Origin of the sequence: Mesorhizobium sp. AR10 (assembly GCF_024746795.1) — a bacterium.
Lineage (GTDB): Bacteria > Pseudomonadota > Alphaproteobacteria > Rhizobiales > Rhizobiaceae > Mesorhizobium.
Genome location: NZ_CP080524.1, coordinates 3096142 through 3114921 on the forward strand (window position 1 = coordinate 3096142; position 18780 = coordinate 3114921).

General features: G+C 62.7%; 18 protein-coding genes. 15 read left to right on the plus strand and 3 right to left on the minus strand.

Annotated elements, in window-relative coordinates; genetic code table 11:
* The first annotated feature begins 27 nt into the window (after positions 1-27).
* From LHFGNBLO_RS18490 to LHFGNBLO_RS18515, 6 genes are all read left to right on the plus strand, one after another.
* Positions 28-969 carry a D-ribose ABC transporter substrate-binding protein gene (locus tag LHFGNBLO_RS18490; protein WP_413774634.1) on the plus strand — a complete coding sequence of 314 codons (942 nt, stop codon included), beginning with the start codon at positions 28-30 and terminating at the stop codon, positions 967-969.
* A 108-nt stretch (positions 970-1077) separates the two neighbouring features.
* Positions 1078-2637 (plus strand): FGGY-family carbohydrate kinase, encoded by a 1560-nt coding sequence (locus LHFGNBLO_RS18495; protein ID WP_258600595.1) that lies wholly within the window; start codon positions 1078-1080, stop codon positions 2635-2637.
* The gene (locus tag LHFGNBLO_RS18500; RefSeq protein WP_258600596.1) at positions 2598-4151 is read left to right on the plus strand and encodes a glycerol-3-phosphate dehydrogenase; all 1554 of its coding nucleotides are present in this window, start codon (positions 2598-2600) and stop codon (positions 4149-4151) included. Before LHFGNBLO_RS18495 ends, LHFGNBLO_RS18500 begins: the two co-directional genes overlap by 40 nt.
* Positions 4151-5089, plus strand: coding sequence for a sugar phosphate isomerase/epimerase family protein (locus LHFGNBLO_RS18505; RefSeq protein ID WP_258600597.1), 939 nt, complete (start codon positions 4151-4153; stop codon positions 5087-5089). The genes LHFGNBLO_RS18500 and LHFGNBLO_RS18505 overlap by 1 nt, the downstream gene beginning before the upstream one ends.
* 67 nt (positions 5090-5156) lie before the next feature.
* Complete coding sequence (locus LHFGNBLO_RS18510; protein ID WP_258600599.1) at positions 5157-5924, plus strand: triose-phosphate isomerase; 768 nt, start codon at positions 5157-5159, stop codon at positions 5922-5924.
* A gap of 25 nt (positions 5925-5949) precedes the next feature.
* The gene (locus LHFGNBLO_RS18515; protein ID WP_258600601.1) at positions 5950-6387 is read left to right on the plus strand and encodes an RpiB/LacA/LacB family sugar-phosphate isomerase; all 438 of its coding nucleotides are present in this window, start codon (positions 5950-5952) and stop codon (positions 6385-6387) included.
* A 95-nt stretch (positions 6388-6482) separates the two neighbouring features.
* Here the strand turns inward: LHFGNBLO_RS18515 and dhaL are convergent, their stop codons facing one another.
* Together dhaL and LHFGNBLO_RS18525 are read right to left on the minus strand one after the other, a co-directional pair.
* Positions 6483-7124, minus strand: coding sequence for a dihydroxyacetone kinase subunit DhaL (gene dhaL / locus LHFGNBLO_RS18520; RefSeq protein ID WP_258600602.1), 642 nt, complete (start codon positions 7122-7124; stop codon positions 6483-6485).
* 26 nt (positions 7125-7150) lie between these two features.
* Entirely contained in the window at positions 7151-8158 is a 1008-nt protein-coding gene (locus LHFGNBLO_RS18525; protein ID WP_319944169.1) for a dihydroxyacetone kinase subunit DhaK, read from the minus strand.
* Between the two features lie 206 nt (positions 8159-8364).
* On the opposite strand from LHFGNBLO_RS18525, the gene LHFGNBLO_RS18530 reads away from it, so the two are divergent.
* From LHFGNBLO_RS18530 to msuE, 7 genes are all read left to right on the plus strand, one after another.
* Positions 8365-9099, plus strand: coding sequence for a FadR/GntR family transcriptional regulator (locus LHFGNBLO_RS18530; RefSeq protein WP_258600605.1), 735 nt, complete (start codon positions 8365-8367; stop codon positions 9097-9099).
* Positions 9096-10283 carry a PLP-dependent transferase gene (locus LHFGNBLO_RS18535; protein ID WP_258600606.1) on the plus strand — a complete coding sequence of 396 codons (1188 nt, stop codon included), beginning with the start codon at positions 9096-9098 and terminating at the stop codon, positions 10281-10283. The genes LHFGNBLO_RS18530 and LHFGNBLO_RS18535 overlap by 4 nt, the downstream gene beginning before the upstream one ends.
* Positions 10284-10313: 30 nt before the next feature.
* Complete coding sequence (locus LHFGNBLO_RS18540; protein WP_258600608.1) at positions 10314-11588, plus strand: ABC transporter substrate-binding protein; 1275 nt, start codon at positions 10314-10316, stop codon at positions 11586-11588.
* Between the two features lie 199 nt (positions 11589-11787).
* Complete coding sequence (locus LHFGNBLO_RS18545) at positions 11788-12711, plus strand: carbohydrate ABC transporter permease (protein WP_258600609.1); 924 nt, start codon at positions 11788-11790, stop codon at positions 12709-12711.
* The gene (locus tag LHFGNBLO_RS18550; RefSeq protein WP_258600611.1) at positions 12711-13559 is read left to right on the plus strand and encodes a carbohydrate ABC transporter permease; all 849 of its coding nucleotides are present in this window, start codon (positions 12711-12713) and stop codon (positions 13557-13559) included. The genes LHFGNBLO_RS18545 and LHFGNBLO_RS18550 overlap by 1 nt, the downstream gene beginning before the upstream one ends.
* A gap of 3 nt (positions 13560-13562) precedes the next feature.
* A complete protein-coding gene (locus LHFGNBLO_RS18555) occupies positions 13563-14630 on the plus strand; it encodes an ABC transporter ATP-binding protein (RefSeq protein WP_258600613.1) in 1068 nt (355 codons plus the stop codon).
* A gap of 196 nt (positions 14631-14826) precedes the next feature.
* Positions 14827-15390 carry an FMN reductase gene (gene msuE / locus LHFGNBLO_RS18560; RefSeq protein WP_258600615.1) on the plus strand — a complete coding sequence of 188 codons (564 nt, stop codon included), beginning with the start codon at positions 14827-14829 and terminating at the stop codon, positions 15388-15390.
* Between the two features lie 30 nt (positions 15391-15420).
* Here msuE and LHFGNBLO_RS18565 read toward each other — a convergent pair whose 3' ends face one another.
* Positions 15421-16452 carry a hydroxyacid dehydrogenase gene (locus LHFGNBLO_RS18565; RefSeq protein ID WP_258600616.1) on the minus strand — a complete coding sequence of 344 codons (1032 nt, stop codon included), beginning with the start codon at positions 16450-16452 and terminating at the stop codon, positions 15421-15423.
* 145 nt (positions 16453-16597) lie between these two features.
* Between LHFGNBLO_RS18565 and LHFGNBLO_RS18570 the strand changes: the two genes are divergently transcribed.
* Both LHFGNBLO_RS18570 and LHFGNBLO_RS18575 read left to right on the plus strand, forming a co-directional pair.
* Positions 16598-17671 carry a LacI family DNA-binding transcriptional regulator gene (locus tag LHFGNBLO_RS18570; RefSeq protein WP_258600617.1) on the plus strand — a complete coding sequence of 358 codons (1074 nt, stop codon included), beginning with the start codon at positions 16598-16600 and terminating at the stop codon, positions 17669-17671.
* Between the two features lie 77 nt (positions 17672-17748).
* On the plus strand, positions 17749-18738 hold the full coding sequence (locus LHFGNBLO_RS18575; protein WP_258600619.1) for a substrate-binding domain-containing protein: 990 nt from the start codon (positions 17749-17751) through the stop codon (positions 18736-18738).
* Positions 18739-18780 lie beyond the last annotated feature (42 nt).

Sequence of the window (18780 nt, forward strand, 5' to 3'; positions counted from 1 at the left end):
ACCGCGTAAATCATTGGAGGAATGTACATGAAAACCATGCTTAGAAGTTTGCTTGCCGCCGCGATGGTCGTCGGCTTTGCTGCCGCCGCCTCGGCCGAAGGCCTGATCTCGATCATCGTCAACGATCCGGCCAACCCATACTGGCTGACCGAGGGCAATGTCGCCAAGGCCGAGGCCGAAAAGCTCGGCTATACGGCCAATGTCGCCGCCCACAAGGGCGATACCAACACGGAAAGCAATTTGATCGACACCGCCATCACCAACAAGTCGGTGGCGATCATCCTCGATCCGGCCAATGCCGACGGTTCGGTCGGCGCGGTGAAGAAGGCGATTGCCGCCAACATCCCGGTTTTCCTCGTCAATGCCGAGATCAACCAGGAAGGCCTCGCCAAGGGGCAGCTCGTCTCCAACAACGCCCAGGGCGCTGCCCTCGGTGCCCAGCAGTGGGTGCAGGCGGTCGGTGAAAAGGGCAAGTATGTCGAACTGCTCGGCGCCCCGTCGGACAACAACGCCGCTACGCGCTCGAACGGCTACGCAACCGTGCTGAGCCAGTATCCGGATCTCGAAAAGGCTGCTTCGCAGGTCGCCAATTGGGATCGTACCCAAGGCCACGACAAGATGCAGAGCATGCTCCAGGCCAATCCCGACATCATCGCCGTGATCAGCGGCAATGATGAAATGGCGCTTGGTGCGGTTGCGGCGCTGAAAGAGGCAGGCAAGCTGGCCGGCATCAAGGTCGGCGGCTTCGACGGCTCCCCGGACGCGGTTGCGGCCATCAAGTCGGGCGAACTGCAGTACACCGTGCTTCAGCCGGTTGCCATCTTCTCGGCCAAGGCCGTGCAGCAGGCCGACTCGTTCATAAAGACGGGCGCCACCGGTGCAACCAGCGAGAAGCAGCTGTTCGATTGCCTTCTCATCACCAAGGACAATGTGGACAAGTACACCGCACCCTTCGTGCTGTCGGAATGAAACATCGACAGGGGGTGTCCTTGCGGACACTCCCTGCCTCCTTTTGGCTTCAAACGAACAAAGACTTGTCCTTGTGAATTGCCTTCGTAACCATCCGGAACTTGCCGCATGAAAGACGTGCTGATCGGGATCGACGCGGGAACGTCCGTGATCAAATCGGTCGCTTTCGATCTGTCCGGGCGGCAGCTTGCCATGGCGTCGGTGACCAACAGCTTTGTCACCCTGGAAGGCGGCGGCGCCGAGCAGGATCTCGGGCAGACCTGGCGCGATATGGTGCAGACGGTTCGCGAACTGGCGACGAAACTTCCCGACCTGGCGCGACGAACTGCGGCGGTGGCGATCACCGGGCAGGGCGACGGAACCTGGCTGATCGATGGCGACGGCATGCCGGTCGGGCGCGCCTGGCTCTGGCTCGACGCCCGCGCCGGACATCTGGTGGACGAGATGCGCTGCGATGCCCGGGATCGCAGGCGGTTCGAGATTACCGGCACCGGGCTCAACGCCTGCCAGCAGGGGGCTCAACTGAGCTGGCTGAAACGGCACAGGCCGGAAATACTGGAGCGCGCCGCTACTGCCTTTCACTGCAAGGACTGGCTCTACTTCAAAATGACCGGTGAGCGCGCCACAGATCCCTCTGAAGGCACATTCACTTTCGGTGATTTCCGCTCGCGCACCTATTCCGACGAGGTTCTCGACATTCTGGATCTGACAACCCATCGCCGCCTGCTGCCGCCCATGCTCGAAGGCACGACCGACCATCACCTGCTTTCGCCATTAGCGGCAGGCGAGACCGGCCTGCTCGAAGGCACGCCGGTGGTGCTGGGCTACGTCGATATGGTCAGCACCGCGCTCGGCGCCGGCCTCTACGATCCGAGCGGCAATGTCGGCTGCACGGTCATCGGCTCCACCGGCATACACACGCGCCTCGCAGCCACAGCCGACGATGTCGTCCTTAATGACGATGCGTCCGGCTATACGATCGCCATGCCTGTTCCGGGCGCCTATGCGCAACTGCAATCCAACATGGCGGCGACGCTCAACATAGACTGGCTGCTTAGCCTGGCGCGCGACGTGCTGACTGCCAGCGGCGCCAAACCTTCGCGCGACGAATTGCTGCAGGCGCTGGATGCCTGGGTCGAAGGATCGGAGCCGGGATCGCTGGTCTATCAGCCCTATATCTCGCTGGCCGGAGAACGCGGACCGTTCGTCGATCCGGATGCGCGCGCAGGCTTCATCGGCCTTTCGGTCAAGCATGGTTTTGGCGATCTGGCGCGCGCGGTTCTCGAGGGCTTGGCCTTCGCGGCGCGCGATTGCTACCAGGCGATGGGCAGCATGCCGAGTGAAATCCGCCTGTCGGGCGGTGCCGCGCGCAGCCCGTCGTTGCGCCGCATCATCGCGGCGGCGACCCGCGCGCAAGTCAGAACCAGCAGCCGCCAGGAAGCAGGCGCCGCGGGTGCGGCGATGATGGCTGCGGTCGGGCTCGGCGTCTATCGTTCGATGGATGATTGCTGCGCCGAATGGGTGACGCCGCTTCTGGGCGAATGTGATGCCTATGACGACGCGCTTTCTCAAACCTACGATGGCCTGTTTCCGTCCTTCGTCGCGGCGCGCCAGGCGCTTCACCCAGTATGGAAGTCGATGGCGCACCGGCCAGGAGCAAAGTCTTGAGCGATACGTCAGATACAGTCGATCTCTTCGTGATCGGTGGCGGTGTCAACGGCGCCGGCATAGCGCGCGATGCGGCAGGCCGCGGGCTGTCCGTCGTCCTGTGCGAGAAGGACGATCTGGCGCAAGGCACCAGCTCGCGCTCCGGCAAGCTGGTGCATGGCGGTCTGCGCTATCTCGAATATTACGAGTTTCGGCTGGTGCGCGAAGCGCTGATCGAGCGCGAGGTGCTGCTCGAGGCTGCGCCGCACATCATCTGGCCGATGCGTTTCGTTCTTCCGCACAGCCCCGAAGACAGGCCGGCTTGGCTGGTGCGGCTCGGACTGTTTCTCTACGACCACCTTGGTGGCCGCAAACGGCTGCCCGGAACGAGGACGTTGAACCTGAGGACAGCGCCGGAAGGGGCACCAATCAAGGACGAATTCAAGCGCGGCTTCGAATATTCAGACTGCTGGGTCGACGATGCGCGCCTGGTGCTGCTCAATGCTCTGGACGCCGGGCAGCGCGGCGCAAAAGTGTTCACTCGCACCGCCTGTGTTGCCGCCCGGCGCGAGAACGGCCTGTGGTCGATCGACATGCAGGACGGTCGCACGGGTGCGGTCACGAAAGTCCACGCGCGGGCACTGGTCAACGCGGCAGGGCCATGGGTCAATGACATTGTCAGCCGCGTCGCCGGGCAGAATTCCACCCGCAACGTTCGTCTGGTGAAAGGCAGCCATATCGTCGTGCCCAAATTCTGGGAGGGGCGACAAGCCTATCTGATCCAGAACAGCGACAAGCGGGTGATCTTCGTCAACCCGTATGAGAACGACCTGGCGCTGATCGGCACCACCGACATTCCCTATGAAGGCAGGCCCGAGGAAGTGGCCGCCGAGCCAAGCGAAATCGACTATCTGATCAAGGTGGTCAACCGCTATTTCAAGCGACAGTTGACGCCGCAAGATGTGGTCTACAGTTTCTCGGGCGTGCGCCCGCTCTATGACGACAATGCAGACAATCCAAGCGCGGTCACCCGCGATTATATTTTCGAACTCGATGCGCCGAACGGCGGCGCACCGCTGCTTTCGGTGTTCGGCGGCAAGATCACCACCTTCCGCAAGCTGTCTGAACATGCGCTGGAAAAGATCCAGCCTTTCTTTCCTACGATGAAGAAGGGATGGACGGCCAAGAATCCCCTGCCGGGGGGCGACCTGCCCAACGCAGACTTCGAGCAGTTCCTGGGTGACCTGCATGCCGAGTTTTCGTGGCTCAGCCCTTCGCTGGTGAAGCACTATGCTCGCAGCTACGGCACGCGCACACGGGCTCTGCTGAAAGGGGTTAAAAACGAAGCCGATCTCGGCCGCCGTTTCGGCCCGGATTTTTACGAGCGCGAAGCGGTTTTCCTGTTCGAGACCGAATGGGCGATGACAGCTGCCGACGTTCTCGAACGCCGCACCAAGCACGGGTTGCACATCAATGCGGCCGAGCGGAAAACATTCGAAGACTGGTGCGCTAGCATCATGGCGGCGGCAAACTGATGGCCTTCACGCTTTCCCTAAACACCAACCCGCTGGTCAATCGCTTCGCCGATCCAGACGATTTGATCGACGCGATTGCCTATGGCATCGGCATCCGCGACGTGCAGCTGACGCATGAATTCGTCAATCCGGGCTGGCCGGCGGCGACGATTGCCAAATTCCTTCGCCAGTTCAACAAGGCGCTGGTGCGGACAGGCGTGCGGATCACCTCGGGCATGACCGGGCCTTATGGCCGGCTCAACCATTTCGGCCACCCGGACGCGGATGTCCGTCGCTACTATGTCGACTGGTTCAAGACCTTTGCCGACATCTCGGCCGAACTCGGCGCTTCGGGCATGGGCACGCAGTTCGCAATATTCACCTACAAGGATTTTGAAGATCCGCACCGACGGGCAGCACTGCTCGACATCGCGCTCGATTGCTGGGGCGAAGTGGCCGAGCACGCCAAGGCGGCGGGCCTGACCTATCTGTTCTGGGAGCCTATGTCGGTCGGCCGCGAGTTTGGCCATACGATCGAAAGCTGCGTTGACCTGCAGGGCGCCATCGATACGGCGAAGCTGCCGATCCCGATGAAGATGATGGTGGACATCGACCATGGCGACGTCAGCTCGCCCAACCCGGCTGACACCGATCCCTATGCCTGGGCGAAAGCGTTCCCGCTGCAATCGCCGATCATTCACATCAAGCAGTCGTCGATGAACAAGGGCGGGCACTGGCCGTTCACGGCCGCCTACAACAAGGACGGCCGCATAGTCCCGGAAAAGCTGCTCGACACCGTCCGAGCGGGTGGCGGAACCGACAATGAAATCTGCCTTGAGCTTTCCTTCCGGGAGAGGGAACCGGTCGATCACCAGGTCATCGAAATGATCCGGGAGTCGGTGGATTTCTGGGCGCCCTATCTCGACAGCGGCCGCGACAGCCTCAAGCCTCGGGCGTGAGTGAAACGCCGGCCCAAAACCGGCGCCGATGGTGGCCGGGACAACATGCGTCGAAGGAGAAAAGAAAATGACCCCATACTGGGTCGGCACGAGCTGGAAGATGAACAAGACGCTGGCGGAGGCGTTGCAGTTCGCCGATGCGTTGGCGACCTTCGTGCCTGGTTTCGATCATGCGATACAGCCCTTCGTCATTCCGCCGTTCACTGCGGTGCGCGAGGTCAAGGCAGCACTGGCGGCGACTCGCGTGAAAGTCGGCGCCCAGAACATGCATTGGGCCGACGCCGGCGCCTGGACGGGAGAGGTTTCGCCAGTGATGCTCAGGGATTGCGGGCTGGACCTGATTGAGCTCGGCCATAGCGAGCGTCGCGAGCATTTCGGCGAAACGGATACGACTGTGGGATTGAAAACGGCGGCGGCGGTGAGACATGGCTTCGTACCATTGATCTGCGTCGGCGAGACTCTGGCCGAGCGCGAGGGAGGCCGCGCCGAAGACGTCCTGACGGCGCAAGTCCTTGGTGCGCTGCAAGGCTTGGAAGGTGATCAGCTGTCGGCGGAAATCCTCTTCGCCTATGAGCCGGTCTGGGCGATCGGCGAGAAAGGCATTCCGGCAAGCGCCGAGTATGCCGACAAGCAGCAGGCCCTTATCAAACACGTGGCTGCAAGCCGGTTGCCGGCAGCCCCGCTTGTGCTTTACGGCGGCAGCGTCAATCCCGGCAACGCGGCCGAATTGATCGGCCAGCCGCATGTCGACGGTCTGTTCATCGGCCGCTCGGCGTGGCAAGCGGAAGGCTACATCGACATTCTGAAAAAGGCGTCGGCCGCCATCGGCCGCTGACCACGAAGCAAAAGGAGTTACTGCTATGAAGATCGCACTCGGAGCCGACAGCGCCGGCAAGCCGCTGCTCGATGTCATCGCCAAGCATCTCGCCACCAAGCCCGAGCTGCAGGTCGTCGACCTGAGCCAGGCCGGATACTACGCCGATATTGCCGCCGCAGTCGGCCACGAAATTATCGACGGCAACTACGATCGGGCCATCCTGTTCTGCGGTACTGGCATCGGCGTCAGCATCTCGGCCAACAAGGTGCCGGGCATTCGCGCCGCCTTGACCCACGACACCTATTCGGCAGAGCGCGCGGCAAAATCGAACAACGCCCAGATCATCACCATGGGCGCTCGTGTGATCGGTCCCGAACTGGCGAAATCGATCGCCGACGCGTGGCTGGCCTCGGAGTTCGATCCGAATGGTCCCTCTGCCGGAAACGTGCAGGCCATCGACAAGCTCGATGCGAAGCGCTGAAGATGCCGGATAGAGTCAAGGTAGGTCTATATCTTCTTGTTTGAATGAGATTTTCCAAAGGCCGGCTTTGCTGCGTAAGCCTTCTGGATCATGGTCTAGCCGGTCAAGGCGACCCGCATCGCCTCGATCATCGTCACGGCTGACGCTGCGCCTGGATCCATGTGGCCAAGCGAGCGTTCACCGAGGCGGGAGGCCCGCCCCTTGGTGGCGATCATCGTCTTGGTCGCCTCCGCGCCGGCCTTTGCCGCCTCGACCGCAGCCTCGAGACTGCCGGCCAGGCCCTTGCCGGTGGCCAGAGCTTCGCCCGCCGCCGTCGCTGCCGGCGCCCAGGCATCCATCATTGTCTTTTCGCCTGTTTCAGCCTTGCCGCGGTCCTGAATGCCTTTGGCCATGGCCTGGAACATGGCGACCGTGTCGGCATCGTCGAGCGTCGTCTTGCCCTTCACGGCTGCCGCGCCGCGCATGAACGCGGTGGCGTAGAGTGGGCCGGAGGAAGCGCCGACGGCGTTGAGGAACGACTTCGCCGCCGTGTTCAGCAAGGTGGTCGGATCGGTCGCTCCGGCGTCCAATGCGGCGACCGCATCGCGGGCCGCGGAAAATCCCAGCTCCATCGCAATGCCGTGGTCGGCATCGCCGATGACCCCGTCAAGCGCGCACAGCCGGTCCCTGTCGGCCAACATAGCGTCTGCGATGGCCACGAACATCCGCGCAAGGCGGGCGGTGTCGATTGTTGTCATGTCTTTGTCCCTTGCCGCTCAGCAGGTTACCCAGCGCGAAACATGGCGCAGTCGCAAGGGTGGTCGAGCATAGTCTGCAACTCGCCGTCAAGCTGGTGCAAGGTGATCGAGGCGCCGGCCATTTCAAGCGAGGTGCAGTAGTTGCCGACCCAGGTTGCATGGACGCCGACGCCGATATCGGCCAGCCGCTGCGACAGGCGCCGGTTCATGATGTAGAGCTCCATCAGGGGTGTCGATCCGAGCGAATTGACAAGTATGGCGACGCGGTCGCCGCGCGCCGGCGCCATTTCCTGCAGGATATGATCGAGCATCTCGTCGGTAACCTCGTCGGCGGTTTTCAGCGGCCCGCGCGCGACGCCGGGCTCGCCATGGATGCCCATGCCGATCTCCATCTCGTCATCGCCGATCTCGAAATTCGGCCGCCTCGTTTGCGGCAGCGAGCAAGGGGAAAGGGCGACGCCCATGGTGAAGGTGTGGTCGTTGGCCTTTCTGGCGATGCGTTCACATTCGTCGAATGTGAGCATGCGGTCGCAAGCGGCACCGGCCGCCTTGAAGATGAAGAAATTGCCGGCGACGCCGCGGCGCTTGTGTCTTTCATCTCGTGGCGCTGAAGCGACGTCGTCGGTGCTCAGAACGGTGCGCACCTCAATGTCGTCCATACCAGCCATCTCGGCCGCCATGTCGAAATTCATGACGTCGCCGGCATAGTTGCCATACATGAAAAGCACGCCGGCGCCGCCGCTAACCGCTTTGGCACATTCGAGGATCGGGTCGGGAGGAGGGGAGGCAAAGACGTTGCCGATCGCCGCCGCATCGGCCAGGCCCTTGCCGACGAAACCGAGAAATGTCGGCTCATGGCCGGAGCCGCCACCGATCACCAGCCCAACCTTGCCGGGGCGCGGGCCGTGCGTGGCCACAATGGAGCGCGGGCTACCAGGGACGGCCTGAAGATGCCTCGGATGTGCGGCAAGAATTCCGGCAAGCATCTCGTCGACCGCCTTGCCGCCATCGTTGATGAGCTTCTTCGTTTTCAACAAGTGTCCTCCCAAAATGCCGGTCGACCATGCCATCGCGATCGTCAAAGGAAAAGACGTAACGGCCGGTTTTGCAGTGAGGCCCAGCCGAGATCAGGATTGCCTTGGCGCAAATCCTGACAGGCGTCCTGACAGGCCTGTTGACATGCACTTTGGTTCGTGCAGAAATTGGTTGGACCATTGAACCACTTCGGGCAATCCTTGACGTGACCGAATTCAGCCTTCCGCCCATCCATACGACGGCCCGCGACGATGCGGTGCTGAAGGCGCTGGCCGGCTTCGTCATGCGCGAAGCGCTGGCCCCGGGCGAAAAGCTGCCGACCGAACGCATCCTCGCCGAGCGCCTCAAGGTCAGCCGCAACACGGTGCGCGAGGCGCTGACGCGCTGGGAGGGGCTTGGCCTCGTCGAACGCCGGCAAGGCAGCGGCACCTATCTCAAGGCAGCCGTTTCGCTCGACATGCTGCACATGCCGCTGACGCTGGCCGGTGGCAATGATTTCACCGGCCTGATGCGCACGCTGGAAATTCGCCGCGCGCTGGAAGCCGAAGCTGCGGCCCTGTGTGCCGTGCGCGCCGGCAAGGCCGACCTCGCCGAGATCGAGCGCAAGCTCGACATCATGGAAGAGGCTTTCCACACCCGCGCCGGCATGTCGTCGGAGGAGGACTGGGAGTTTCACCAGTCGATCTACCGCGCCTGCGGCAATCCGCTGTTCGAGCAGATCATCGCCGCCATGCACGAACTGTTCCACCGGTTCTGGGAACACCCGCTCGGTGTGCGCGATTTCGGCCACGCCAGCTTTCCCTACCATCGCACCATGTACGAACGCATCGCCGCGCACGACCCGGAGGGAGCCCGGGCCGAGGCGCTGAAGCTGATCGCCACCGTCGAGGACGATCTGAAGCGCGGTGCGGCCAAACTCAAACTTTCGGACCGAAAATGAACGAGCACCCCACCGGTTTTCAAATGGACTATCTCGCCGAGGCGGCGACGCTTTTGGCGCATGACGATCCGTTCCCCGGCGGCGCGGTGGTGCCGCCGATCTACCAGACCTCGCTGTTCACCTTCGCCAACTACGCCGAGATGGCCGACACTTTTGCCGGCCGGCGGCGCCAGCCGATCTATTCGCGCGGCGACAATCCCACGGTCATGGAGTTCGAGGCGCGCGTCGCGGCCCTTGAAGGCGCGGAAGCGGCACGCGGTTTTTCCAGCGGCATGGCGGCGATCAGCGCCACGGTGCTTGCCTTCGTCGGCGCCGGCGAGCGCATCGTCGCCGTGCGCAACTGTTATGGCGACGCCTACCGGCTGTTCGAGCGGCTGTTTCCGCGCCTCAACATCAAGGTCGACTATGTCGACGGCTCCGACCCCGATGCGGCGGCGGCGGCATTGCCTGGCGCCAAGCTGCTCTACCTGGAAAGCCCGACCTCGATGATGTTCGAGCTGCAGGACATCGCGCATCTGACGCGGCTGGCCAAGGAGCAAGGCATCATCACCAGCATCGACAATTCCTGGGCGACGCCGGTGTTTCAGAAGCCGATTTCGCATGGCGTCGACCTCGTGCTGCATTCGGCTTCGAAATATCTCGGCGGCCACAGCGACACTGTCGCCGGTGTGGTCGCCGGTTCAGCCGCCCATATCAGCCGCATCAACGAACAGACCTATTCCTCGCTCGGCGGCAAGCTTTCGCCTTTCGAGGCGTGGCTGCTGTTGCGTGGCCTGCGCACGCTGCCGCTACGGCTGCCGCATCACATGAAGAGCGGCCTGACGATCGCCGAACGACTGAAGGCGCATGGCCAGGTCGAGCGGGTCAATCACCCGGCCTATTCCAACCATCCCGGCAAGGCGACGCTGGCCGGCTATGCCGGGCTGTTTTCCTTCGAGGTGACGGAGGATGTCGACATTCCGGCGTTCGTCGATGCGCTGAAATTCTTCCGCATCGGCGTCAGCTGGGGCGGTCACGAAAGCCTGGTCGTTCCGGCAAAAGCCTCGCTCGAACAGACGCCGGGCCTGAATTCGATGGCGCGCTTCGGCGTCAGCCCCCGAACCATCCGCTTCAACGTCGGATTGGAAAGTGTCGAGGATCTGTGGGCCGACATCGCCCAGGCCTTCGACAAAGCAAAAAAATAAACGGAGCCGTTCAAAATGGGAGTACCTGACATGAAAAGACTGAGCATCATGCTTGCCACCGCCGCCGGACTGGCGATTTCCGCCAGTGGCGCGCTGGCCGAGTCCACCCTCAAGATGGTCGAGGTTATCACCAGCCCGCCGCGCACCGAATTCCTCAAGAAGCAGATCGCAGAGTTCGAGGCGGCCAATCCGGGCGTCAAGGTGGAACTGGTCTCGCTGCCCTGGGGCCAGGCGTTCGAAAAATTCCTGACCATGGTGCAGGCCGGCGACACGCCCGACATCGTCGAGATGCCGGAACGCTGGATGGGCCTCTATGCCACCAATGGTCAGCTCGAGGATCTCGGCCCCTACATGGCCAAATGGGACGATGCCAAGACGCTGGGCGAGCGCGCCAAGCAGTTCGGCTCGACAGTCAACAACACCCAGTACATGATCCCCTACGGTTATTATCTGAACGCGCTGTTTTGGAACAAGAAGCTGTTCAAGGAGGCCGGTCTCGACGGTCCGCCGACGACGCTCGACGAATTCGTCGAGGACTCCAAGAAGATCTCCGCATTGCCGGGCAAGTACGGCTACTGCATGCGCGGCGGTCCGGGCGCCTTCAACGGCATGCACATGTTCATGAACATCGCAGCCGGCAAGGGCGGCTACTTCAACGAGGACGGCACCTCGACCATCAACGAAGAAGGCTCGATCAAGGGCCTGCAGATGCTTGCCGACATGTACAAGGACGGCCTGGCGCCGAAGGACGCGGTGAGCTGGGGCTTCAACGAAACCGTCACCGGCTTCTATTCCGGTACCTGCGCCATGCTCAACCAGGATCCGGACGCGCTGCTCGGCATTGCCGACAAGATGAGCGCCGACGACTTCGCCGTGGCGCCGATGCCGGTCGGGCCGAGCGGTAAATCCTATCCGACGCTCGGCTATGCCGGCTGGGCGATGTTTGCCAATTCCCAGCACAAGGACGATGCCTGGAAACTGATGGCGACGCTGCTGTCGCCCAAGGACAATCTGGGATGGGCAAAGGAAGTCGGCGTCATCCCGATCCACAACGGCGCCGACCAGGACGGCCATTTCAAAACCGAGCAGTTCAAGGGCTGGTTCACCGAACTGAACAGCGACAAGTACGAAATGGTGACGCCGCCGACGCATCTGGAAAACCTCGGCAATTTCGTCGACCAGGTGGCGATCAAGAACTTCCAGGAAGTGCTTCTCGGCCAGAAGACGGCCAAGGACGTGGCCGACGAATGGGCCAAGTTCCTGACCAAGGAGCAGCAGGACTGGATGGCCAAGAACAAGAAGTAACTTTTCTTCCTTCTCTCCGTTTACGGGAGAAGGTGTCACGAAGTGACGGATGAGGGGCGGCGCTAGGCCTGCCAGCTTTGGTGCCGCCCCTCATCTGCCTGCCGGCTTTCGTCCGCTGCGCGGACCGCTCCTCAGCTCCCCGTGAACGGGAGAAGGACGCTGTCCCCCGATGCTACTCCAGGAGACGATCCAGAAACCAATGACCTATGCCGTGTCCGAAATACGATCCGCCGGCAAGCCGCGCCGCAAGCGGCTATCCCATGCCGCTATCGAACCCTGGCTCTATCTCAGCCCGGCGATCGTGCTTCTGGTGGTGGTGCTTGTGGTGCCGCTGATCATCGGCATCAGCTATTCGTTCCGCAAATTCTCCGCCTTCAAGTCGGAATATGTCGGCCTCGGCCAGTATCAGGCCATGCTGTCCGACCAGGTGCTGGGGCAGGCGCTGGTCAACACGCTGTGGTGGACGGTCGCCAGCCTGTTTTTCCAGTTCTTCCTCGGCCTCGGCCTGGCGCTGCTGCTTGACAAACCGTTTATAGGCCGCAAGTTCGTGCAGGCGGTGGTCTTCCTGCCCTGGGCGGTGCCGTCGTTCCTGTCCGGCCTCACCTGGGCATGGCTGTTCAACCCGATCATCGGGCCGCTGCCGCACTGGCTTTATGCGCTGGGGCTCAAGGCCGAGCCGACCAACATTCTGTCCGATCCGGCCACCGCCATGTGGGGACCGATCATCGCCAACATCTGGTTCGGCATCCCGTTCTTTGCCATCACGCTGCTTGCGGCGCTGAAGTCGATCCCCTCGGAACTGCATGAGGCGGCGGCGATCGACGGCGCCTCGCCATGGCAGCGCTTCACCAAGGTGACGCTGCCGTTCCTGGCGCCCACCATCGTCATCACCGTCATGCTGCGCACGATCTGGATCGCCACCTTTGCCGACCTGATCTTCGTCATGACCGAAGGCGGACCGGCCGGCTCGACTAGCACCGTGCCGGTCTACATCTATGTCAGCGCCTTCAAGTCGCTGGACAAGGGCTATGCCTCAGCGGTGGCGGTGCTGCTGCTGGTTCTGCTCATCGTCTACGCGATCGCGCTGATCGCCATCCGCCGCTCGCTGGTGAGGCACGTCTGATGATCGCCGGACGCTCGACCTCATCGCGTATTTTCAGCGGCATCGGCCTCTACGGCGCCATCGCCGCCTATATGATCTTCGCGCTGTTCCCCATCTTCTGGACGCTGAAAATATCGGTCACACCCGAACGCCTGCTCTATTCCGAAGGCATCACCTTGTGGCCGTCGCAGACCACCTTCCGGAACTTCATCACTGTGCTGGAAGCCTCGGATTTTCCACGCTATTTCCTGAACAGCGTCATCGTCTCGGTGTCGACGGCGGCCTTCGTCACCATCATCGCCACGCTCGCCGGATACGCCATGTCGCGCTTTAGCTTCCGCGGCAAGGCGACGCTGGCCATCATGCTGCTGCTGACCCAGACGTTTCCGCTGGTGATGGTCATTCCGCCGATCTACCGCGTCATGGGCCAGCTCGGCCTCACCAACAGCCTGGTCGGGCTGATCATCATCTACACCGCCTTCAACACCGCCTTCGCCACCTTCCTGATGCAGTCCTTCTTCGACGGCATTCCCAAGGACCTCGAAGAGGCGGCGATGATCGACGGCTGCACGCGCGCCCAGGCGATGCGCAAGGTGATCGTGCCGCTGACGCTGCCCGGCATGGGCGCGACGCTCGGCTTCGTCTTCACCGCCGCCTGGAGCGAGCTGCTGTTCGCGCTGATGCTGATTTCCAGCGACGACCAGAAGACTTTTGCCGTCGGCTTGCTCACCTATATCGGCAAATTTGCCGTCGACTGGGGACAGATGATGGCGGCGTCGATCCTGGCGCTGATCCCGGTCTGCATCTTCTTCGCTTTCCTGCAACGCTATCTCGTCACCGGCCTCACTGCCGGCGCGGTCAAAGGATAATCGATGGCTTCCGTCACGCTGCAAAACGTCGAGAAGGACTACGGCTCGCTGCGCATACTGCACGGTGTCGATCTGGAGATCGCCGACGGCGAATTCGTCGTGCTGGTCGGCCCGTCCGGCTGCGGCAAGTCGACCTTGCTGCGCATGATCGCCGGGCTGGAGGAGGTCTCGGGCGGTGAGATCCGCATCGGCGAGCGGCTGGTCAACGATGTCGCACCGAAGGACCGCGACATCGCCATGGTGTTCCAGTCCTACGCGCTCTATCCGCATATGGACGTGTCGTCGAATATGGGCTTCAGCCTGTTGCTGAAGAAGGCCGAGAAGACGACGATCGAGACGCGGGTGGGTGCTGCCGCCAAGCGGCTCGGCCTCGACAGTTTCCTGCAGCGGCTGCCGCGCCAGCTTTCCGGCGGCCAGCGCCAGCGCGTCGCCATGGGCCGCGCCATCGTGCGCGATCCCAAGGTCTTTCTGTTCGACGAGCCGCTCAGCAATCTCGATGCCAAGCTGCGCGTCCATATGCGGGCCGAGATCAAGGCGTTGCACCAGCAGCTCAAGACCACGTCGGTCTATGTCACCCACGACCAGATCGAGGCCATGACCATGGCCGACCGCATCGTCGTCATGCATGACGGCTTCGTGCAGCAGGTCGGCCACCCGCTCGAGCTCTATGACCGGCCGATCAACATGTTCGTCGCCGGCTTCATCGGCTCGCCAGGCATGAATTTCCTGCCGGCAAAGGTCGACAAGAGCGGCAAGGTGGACGCGGTGCTGGCCGATGGCCAGAAGCTGAGATTGCCGGACGGTCTGCCGCTGAAGGACGGCGACGCACTCACCGTCGGGCTGCGGCCGGAGCATATCCAGCTCTCGGAAGACGGTGCGCTCAAGGCAGAGGTCGAAGTGGTGGAGCCGCTTGGCCTTTCGACCCAGTTCTACGTCAAGCTGGCGGGACAGCAGGTCTGCGTCTTTGTCATGGGGCGCAGCAATGTCAGGCCGGGCGATTGGGTGCGGTTGGCCGCCGATCCGGCGGCGTTGCATCTGTTCGATCCGGCAGGCGGAAGCCGTATCGGATAAGGGTTTCGTGCTGGTTGGGCCATTCGCGTCGCTCGCCGAAAATTGATTGCCGCCATCGCCCGTTTGCGCGACCGAATGGAAAAATAGTTCGTCGCGGCGGTGTCGAAAGGCCTATCATTCCTTTTGCCGCATTCGGAAGTCTATCAAACTTGTAGGCATTGAAGGCGGGCTTGCCCGTAGCGAAAAGGTGCCAAGCATGCCCAATCCAACCGTCGTCGGCTTTTCAGGCAATTTCACCCGGCCGTCAAAGACGCGCGGCTTCGTCGAACAGGTGGTCAGGGACATTGCGCGCCAGCATGGCCTGTCGGCGAGCAGCTACGACGTGGAAGACCTCGGTCCATCGCTCGGCGGTGCCAAGTGGGCGCGCGACCTGGACGGACAGGCGCGGACCATTCTCGACGCCATCGTGAATGCCGATGTCCTGGTGGTGGGCTCGCCAACCTACAAGGGCAGCTACACCGGACTGTTCAAGCACTTCTTCGATCTCTTCGATCCCGTATCCTTGAAGGGCAAGCCGGTGGTGTTGCTGGCCACCGGCGGCGGCGAGCGGCATGCGCTGATCGTCGAGCATCAATTGCGGCCGCTGTTCGGCTTCTTCGAAGCCTTTGCGCTGCCGACCGCAGTTTACGCCACGGACAAGGATTTCAGTGACGGGGTGCTTCGGTCAGAGCCGATCCTAAAGCGCGTTGCGCAAGCCGTCGACGAGGTCGGATACGCGCTGTCCCACCGGTCCGCTGCCCAAAGGCTGGCAGCGGAGTAGGGCTGGGTTCCTGGTCCAAGTCGACGGGTCCTAGTTCTTGTCGACCGGCTTCGAGCGCATCCGCGAGACGGTCTCGCGTTCGGCCCGCTTGGAGCGCAGCGGCGGCAGGCCGCGATCGATCAGGTCCATGTCCTCCAGCACCATGTCGCCCATGCGCTTGAAGGCGATGTCGAGCGCGCCGGCGCGATGCGCCGAACGCAGGAAGCCGGGCAGGGCGCGGACCGCGTGGTCCTGCGCCAGCGGCTCTTCTGGGAAGACGTCGCTGGCGGCGACGATGTGGCCGCTGCGAACGGCGTCCATCAGCGCCGGAAAATCGACGACGCCGGCGCGGCTGAGCAGGATGAAGGTGGCGCCCTTGCGCATGCTGGCAAAGGCCTCAGCGCCGAGAAAGCCCTGGTTCTCGCTTGTGACCGACGCGACGACGAAGACGAAATCGCTGGTCGATAGCACCTCGTCCAGCGAGGCCGGCTCGACGCCATTCTCGATCAGGATCGACGGCGGCAGCCAAGGGTCGAAGACTTTGGTCCGCGTGCGAAAGCCCGACAGCAGCCGGTTGAGCGCACGGCCAAGATCGCCAAAGCCGATGATGCCGACATCCGCACCTGAGAGCAGCCGGGCTGTTTGATTGCCGTCGCCACCCCACAGCTCCTTGCCTTGCCGGAAGGCGAGATCGGCATCGACGATGTTGCGGGCGAGGTTGAGCGCCATGGCAAGGCCGAGTTCGGCCACCGGCTCGGCAAAGACCAGACCCGTGGTGACCACATGGATGCCACGCGCAAACAGCGTCTCATAGGGCATGTTGTTGAGGAGGTTGGTTTCGACATTGAAAACGCAGCGCAGCGCCTTCATCGCATCGAGCGTCTCCGGCGCGATCGGCGGCTGGCCGACGATGTAGCGCGCCTCGGCCAGCACATCGGCGGGCAGCTTGGCGACGCCGTCCGGCGTTGTCTCGACGATGCAGTACTTCGCCCTGAGGCGTCCAAGCTGCGGTGGTGTGAAGATGAGGTCGAGCGTGCGTGGTTCAGGCGCGCTGATGACCAGCGGCAAGGCGCTGTCGGACATGGTAAATCCTCCCGGCGCGATCCGCATCGCGCCACTCAAGAATTCTGTTTTACCTAGGATTAAACGATTTACAACTGCGAAAAATCGATTTACCGATTGTACCGCGAGGCAAATTGCAGCGGCCCTCGCCCTCGGGAGGAGGACTATGGCGCATCGGCAAGCCCAGCAGCGGCGTCCGTCGATCCACGACGTGGCAAGCCGCGCCGGCGTGTCCGCCGCCACCGTTTCCAAGGTCATGCAGGGCGTGACAACAGTAAAGCCCGAAAATGCGCAGCGCGTCTTCGATGCCGTCGAGATGTTGGGCTACCGCGTCGACCCGCTGGCCTCCGACATGCGGCGGGCCAAGCGCCGCATCATCGGCGCCATCATGCCGGAGTTCGAGAGCGAATTCTTCGGCCAGATGGTCACCCAACTCGAAAGCCTGGCCGAGCAGCGCGGCTATACGCTGGTGGCGGCGTCCAGCCGTGAATCGGAAGCGCGCGAAAAGGAAATCCTGGCGCGCATGCATGACTGGCGGGTCGCCGGCGTGGTGCTGGCGCCGGTGCGCAACGAGCATGGACCGGCGGCCGCATTCATGAAGCTGAACGGCATGACCGGCGTGCTGATCGACCGCGTGCTGGCCGACGATGCCTTCGATACGGTCTCGGCCGATAGCGCCGCCGCCAGCGGCGAAGTGGCGCGCGAACTTCTCGGCAAGGGCCATCGTCACATCCTCTTGGTCGGTCTCGGAGAGCAGGCGGCGACGGTGCGGGCCCGTCTCGACGGTTTTCGCGCCAAGGCGCTGGAACTGGTGCCGGACGTCCGCATCGATGTCGTCCTTTCGGAGAGCGACGTCGAACCGCTGAGAACGCTGCTGCGCGACTATTTCGACAAGGGCGCCAATGGAGGCGAACGTCCGACGGCGGTTTATTCTCTGTTTCTCAAGGGCACGCTGGTGGCGCTTTCCGAATTCCGGCGGCGCGGCTGGCATTGCCCGAACGACATCTCGCTGGTCGGCTTCGACGACGCCGAATGGATGCAGGTGACATGGCCGGCCATCGCCGCCGTGGTGCAGCCGGTCCGGCAGATCGCCGTCCAGGCGATGGATGTGTTGTTTCGCAGGATCGAAGGAGAGGACGGTCCGCCCAAGGCGCGGCTCGAGCCTTGCAAGGTTTTGATGCGGGAATCCGTTGGCTCGCCAGGCAACGGCCCGCATTCCGGGGGAGGAGACCGACAATAGCCCCCATTGTCGAAGACGGACCAAAGGCGCCGGACCTGGCTGTGGCTCACGGCGCGTGATATCAACCGGAGGATAAAATGACATCACTTGTTCTGAAGATAAATCGATTTACTTTGGCTTTGGGCGTTGCAATGGCGCTTTCGGCCGTCACCGTGGCGAAAGCCGAGGACGGCGAATACGGCGTGCTGATGAAGACGCTGGCCAACCCGTTCTGGGGCGCGATGGGCCAGGGCGTCGAGGAGGGCGCCAAGGAAGCCGGCGTGAAGTACTTCCAGCAGGCGGCAGAAAGCGACCAGGCAGCGGAACCGCAGCTCAACCTGTGCAACACCATGCTTGAACGCAAGCCGGTGGCGATGATCACCGCCGCCATCAACTCGACAAATCTGCTGCCGTGCCTGAAGGCGGCGCAGGATGCCGGCATCAAGGTGGTCGATCTCGACGGCAATCTCGATCCGGCAGTGCTGGACAAGGAAGGCATCAAGATCACCTTCCGCATCGGTTCCGACAATGTCGCGGCCGGCGGGCAGGGCGCCGAATATCTCGTCTCCAAGCTCGGCAAGGACGCCAAGGGTCCGGTGCTGGTGATCGAGGGTCTTTCGGGCAACATCACCGGCGAGAAGCGCGCCAAGGGTTTTGCCGACAAGCTCAAGGAATTGGCGCCAGGGCTGGAAATCGTCGCTTCGCTGCCGGGCGACTGGGATCGCGGCAAGGCGGCGTCGATCGCCACCGATACGCTGACGGCGCATCCCGATCTCGTTGCCATCTTCTGCGCCAATGACGGCATGGCGCTGGGCGCGGTGGAATCTGTCTACGCCGCCGGCAAGGGCGAGCAGGTGACGATCATCGGCGTCGACGGAAATTCCGACGCGGTCAAGTCGATCAAGGATGGCCGCCTCAACGCCTCGGTGGCACAGCTGCCTTACCTGGTTGGCAAGCAGGCGGTCGAGAACGTCAAGAAGGCGATCGCCGGTGACAAGGTCGAGGCCGACATCGCCGTGCCGACGCTGGTGCTGACCAAGGATGTGCTCGACGCCGGCAAGGAACCGATGCTCGAATATGTGAAATAGTCCTCCCGGACGGGCTGGCGCGGGTTTAACCTGCGCCAGCCA

Coding starts and splice junctions, on each gene's coding strand:
- LHFGNBLO_RS18575 (WP_258600619.1), top strand. CDS start 17,749: ATGACATCACTTGTTCTGAAGATAAATCGATTTACTTTGGCTTTGGGC.
- LHFGNBLO_RS18545 (WP_258600609.1), top strand. CDS start 11,788: ATGACCTATGCCGTGTCCGAAATACGATCCGCCGGCAAGCCGCGCCGC.
- LHFGNBLO_RS18570 (WP_258600617.1), top strand. CDS start 16,598: ATGGCGCATCGGCAAGCCCAGCAGCGGCGTCCGTCGATCCACGACGTG.
- dhaL (WP_258600602.1), bottom strand. CDS start 7,124: ATGACAACAATCGACACCGCCCGCCTTGCGCGGATGTTCGTGGCCATC.
- LHFGNBLO_RS18505 (WP_258600597.1), top strand. CDS start 4,151: ATGGCCTTCACGCTTTCCCTAAACACCAACCCGCTGGTCAATCGCTTC.
- LHFGNBLO_RS18515 (WP_258600601.1), top strand. CDS start 5,950: ATGAAGATCGCACTCGGAGCCGACAGCGCCGGCAAGCCGCTGCTCGAT.
- LHFGNBLO_RS18540 (WP_258600608.1), top strand. CDS start 10,314: ATGAAAAGACTGAGCATCATGCTTGCCACCGCCGCCGGACTGGCGATT.
- LHFGNBLO_RS18510 (WP_258600599.1), top strand. CDS start 5,157: ATGACCCCATACTGGGTCGGCACGAGCTGGAAGATGAACAAGACGCTG.
- LHFGNBLO_RS18535 (WP_258600606.1), top strand. CDS start 9,096: ATGAACGAGCACCCCACCGGTTTTCAAATGGACTATCTCGCCGAGGCG.
- LHFGNBLO_RS18565 (WP_258600616.1), bottom strand. CDS start 16,452: ATGTCCGACAGCGCCTTGCCGCTGGTCATCAGCGCGCCTGAACCACGC.
- msuE (WP_258600615.1), top strand. CDS start 14,827: ATGCCCAATCCAACCGTCGTCGGCTTTTCAGGCAATTTCACCCGGCCG.
- LHFGNBLO_RS18550 (WP_258600611.1), top strand. CDS start 12,711: ATGATCGCCGGACGCTCGACCTCATCGCGTATTTTCAGCGGCATCGGC.
- LHFGNBLO_RS18495 (WP_258600595.1), top strand. CDS start 1,078: ATGAAAGACGTGCTGATCGGGATCGACGCGGGAACGTCCGTGATCAAA.
- LHFGNBLO_RS18555 (WP_258600613.1), top strand. CDS start 13,563: ATGGCTTCCGTCACGCTGCAAAACGTCGAGAAGGACTACGGCTCGCTG.
- LHFGNBLO_RS18490 (WP_413774634.1), top strand. CDS start 28: ATGAAAACCATGCTTAGAAGTTTGCTTGCCGCCGCGATGGTCGTCGGC.
- LHFGNBLO_RS18500 (WP_258600596.1), top strand. CDS start 2,598: ATGGAAGTCGATGGCGCACCGGCCAGGAGCAAAGTCTTGAGCGATACG.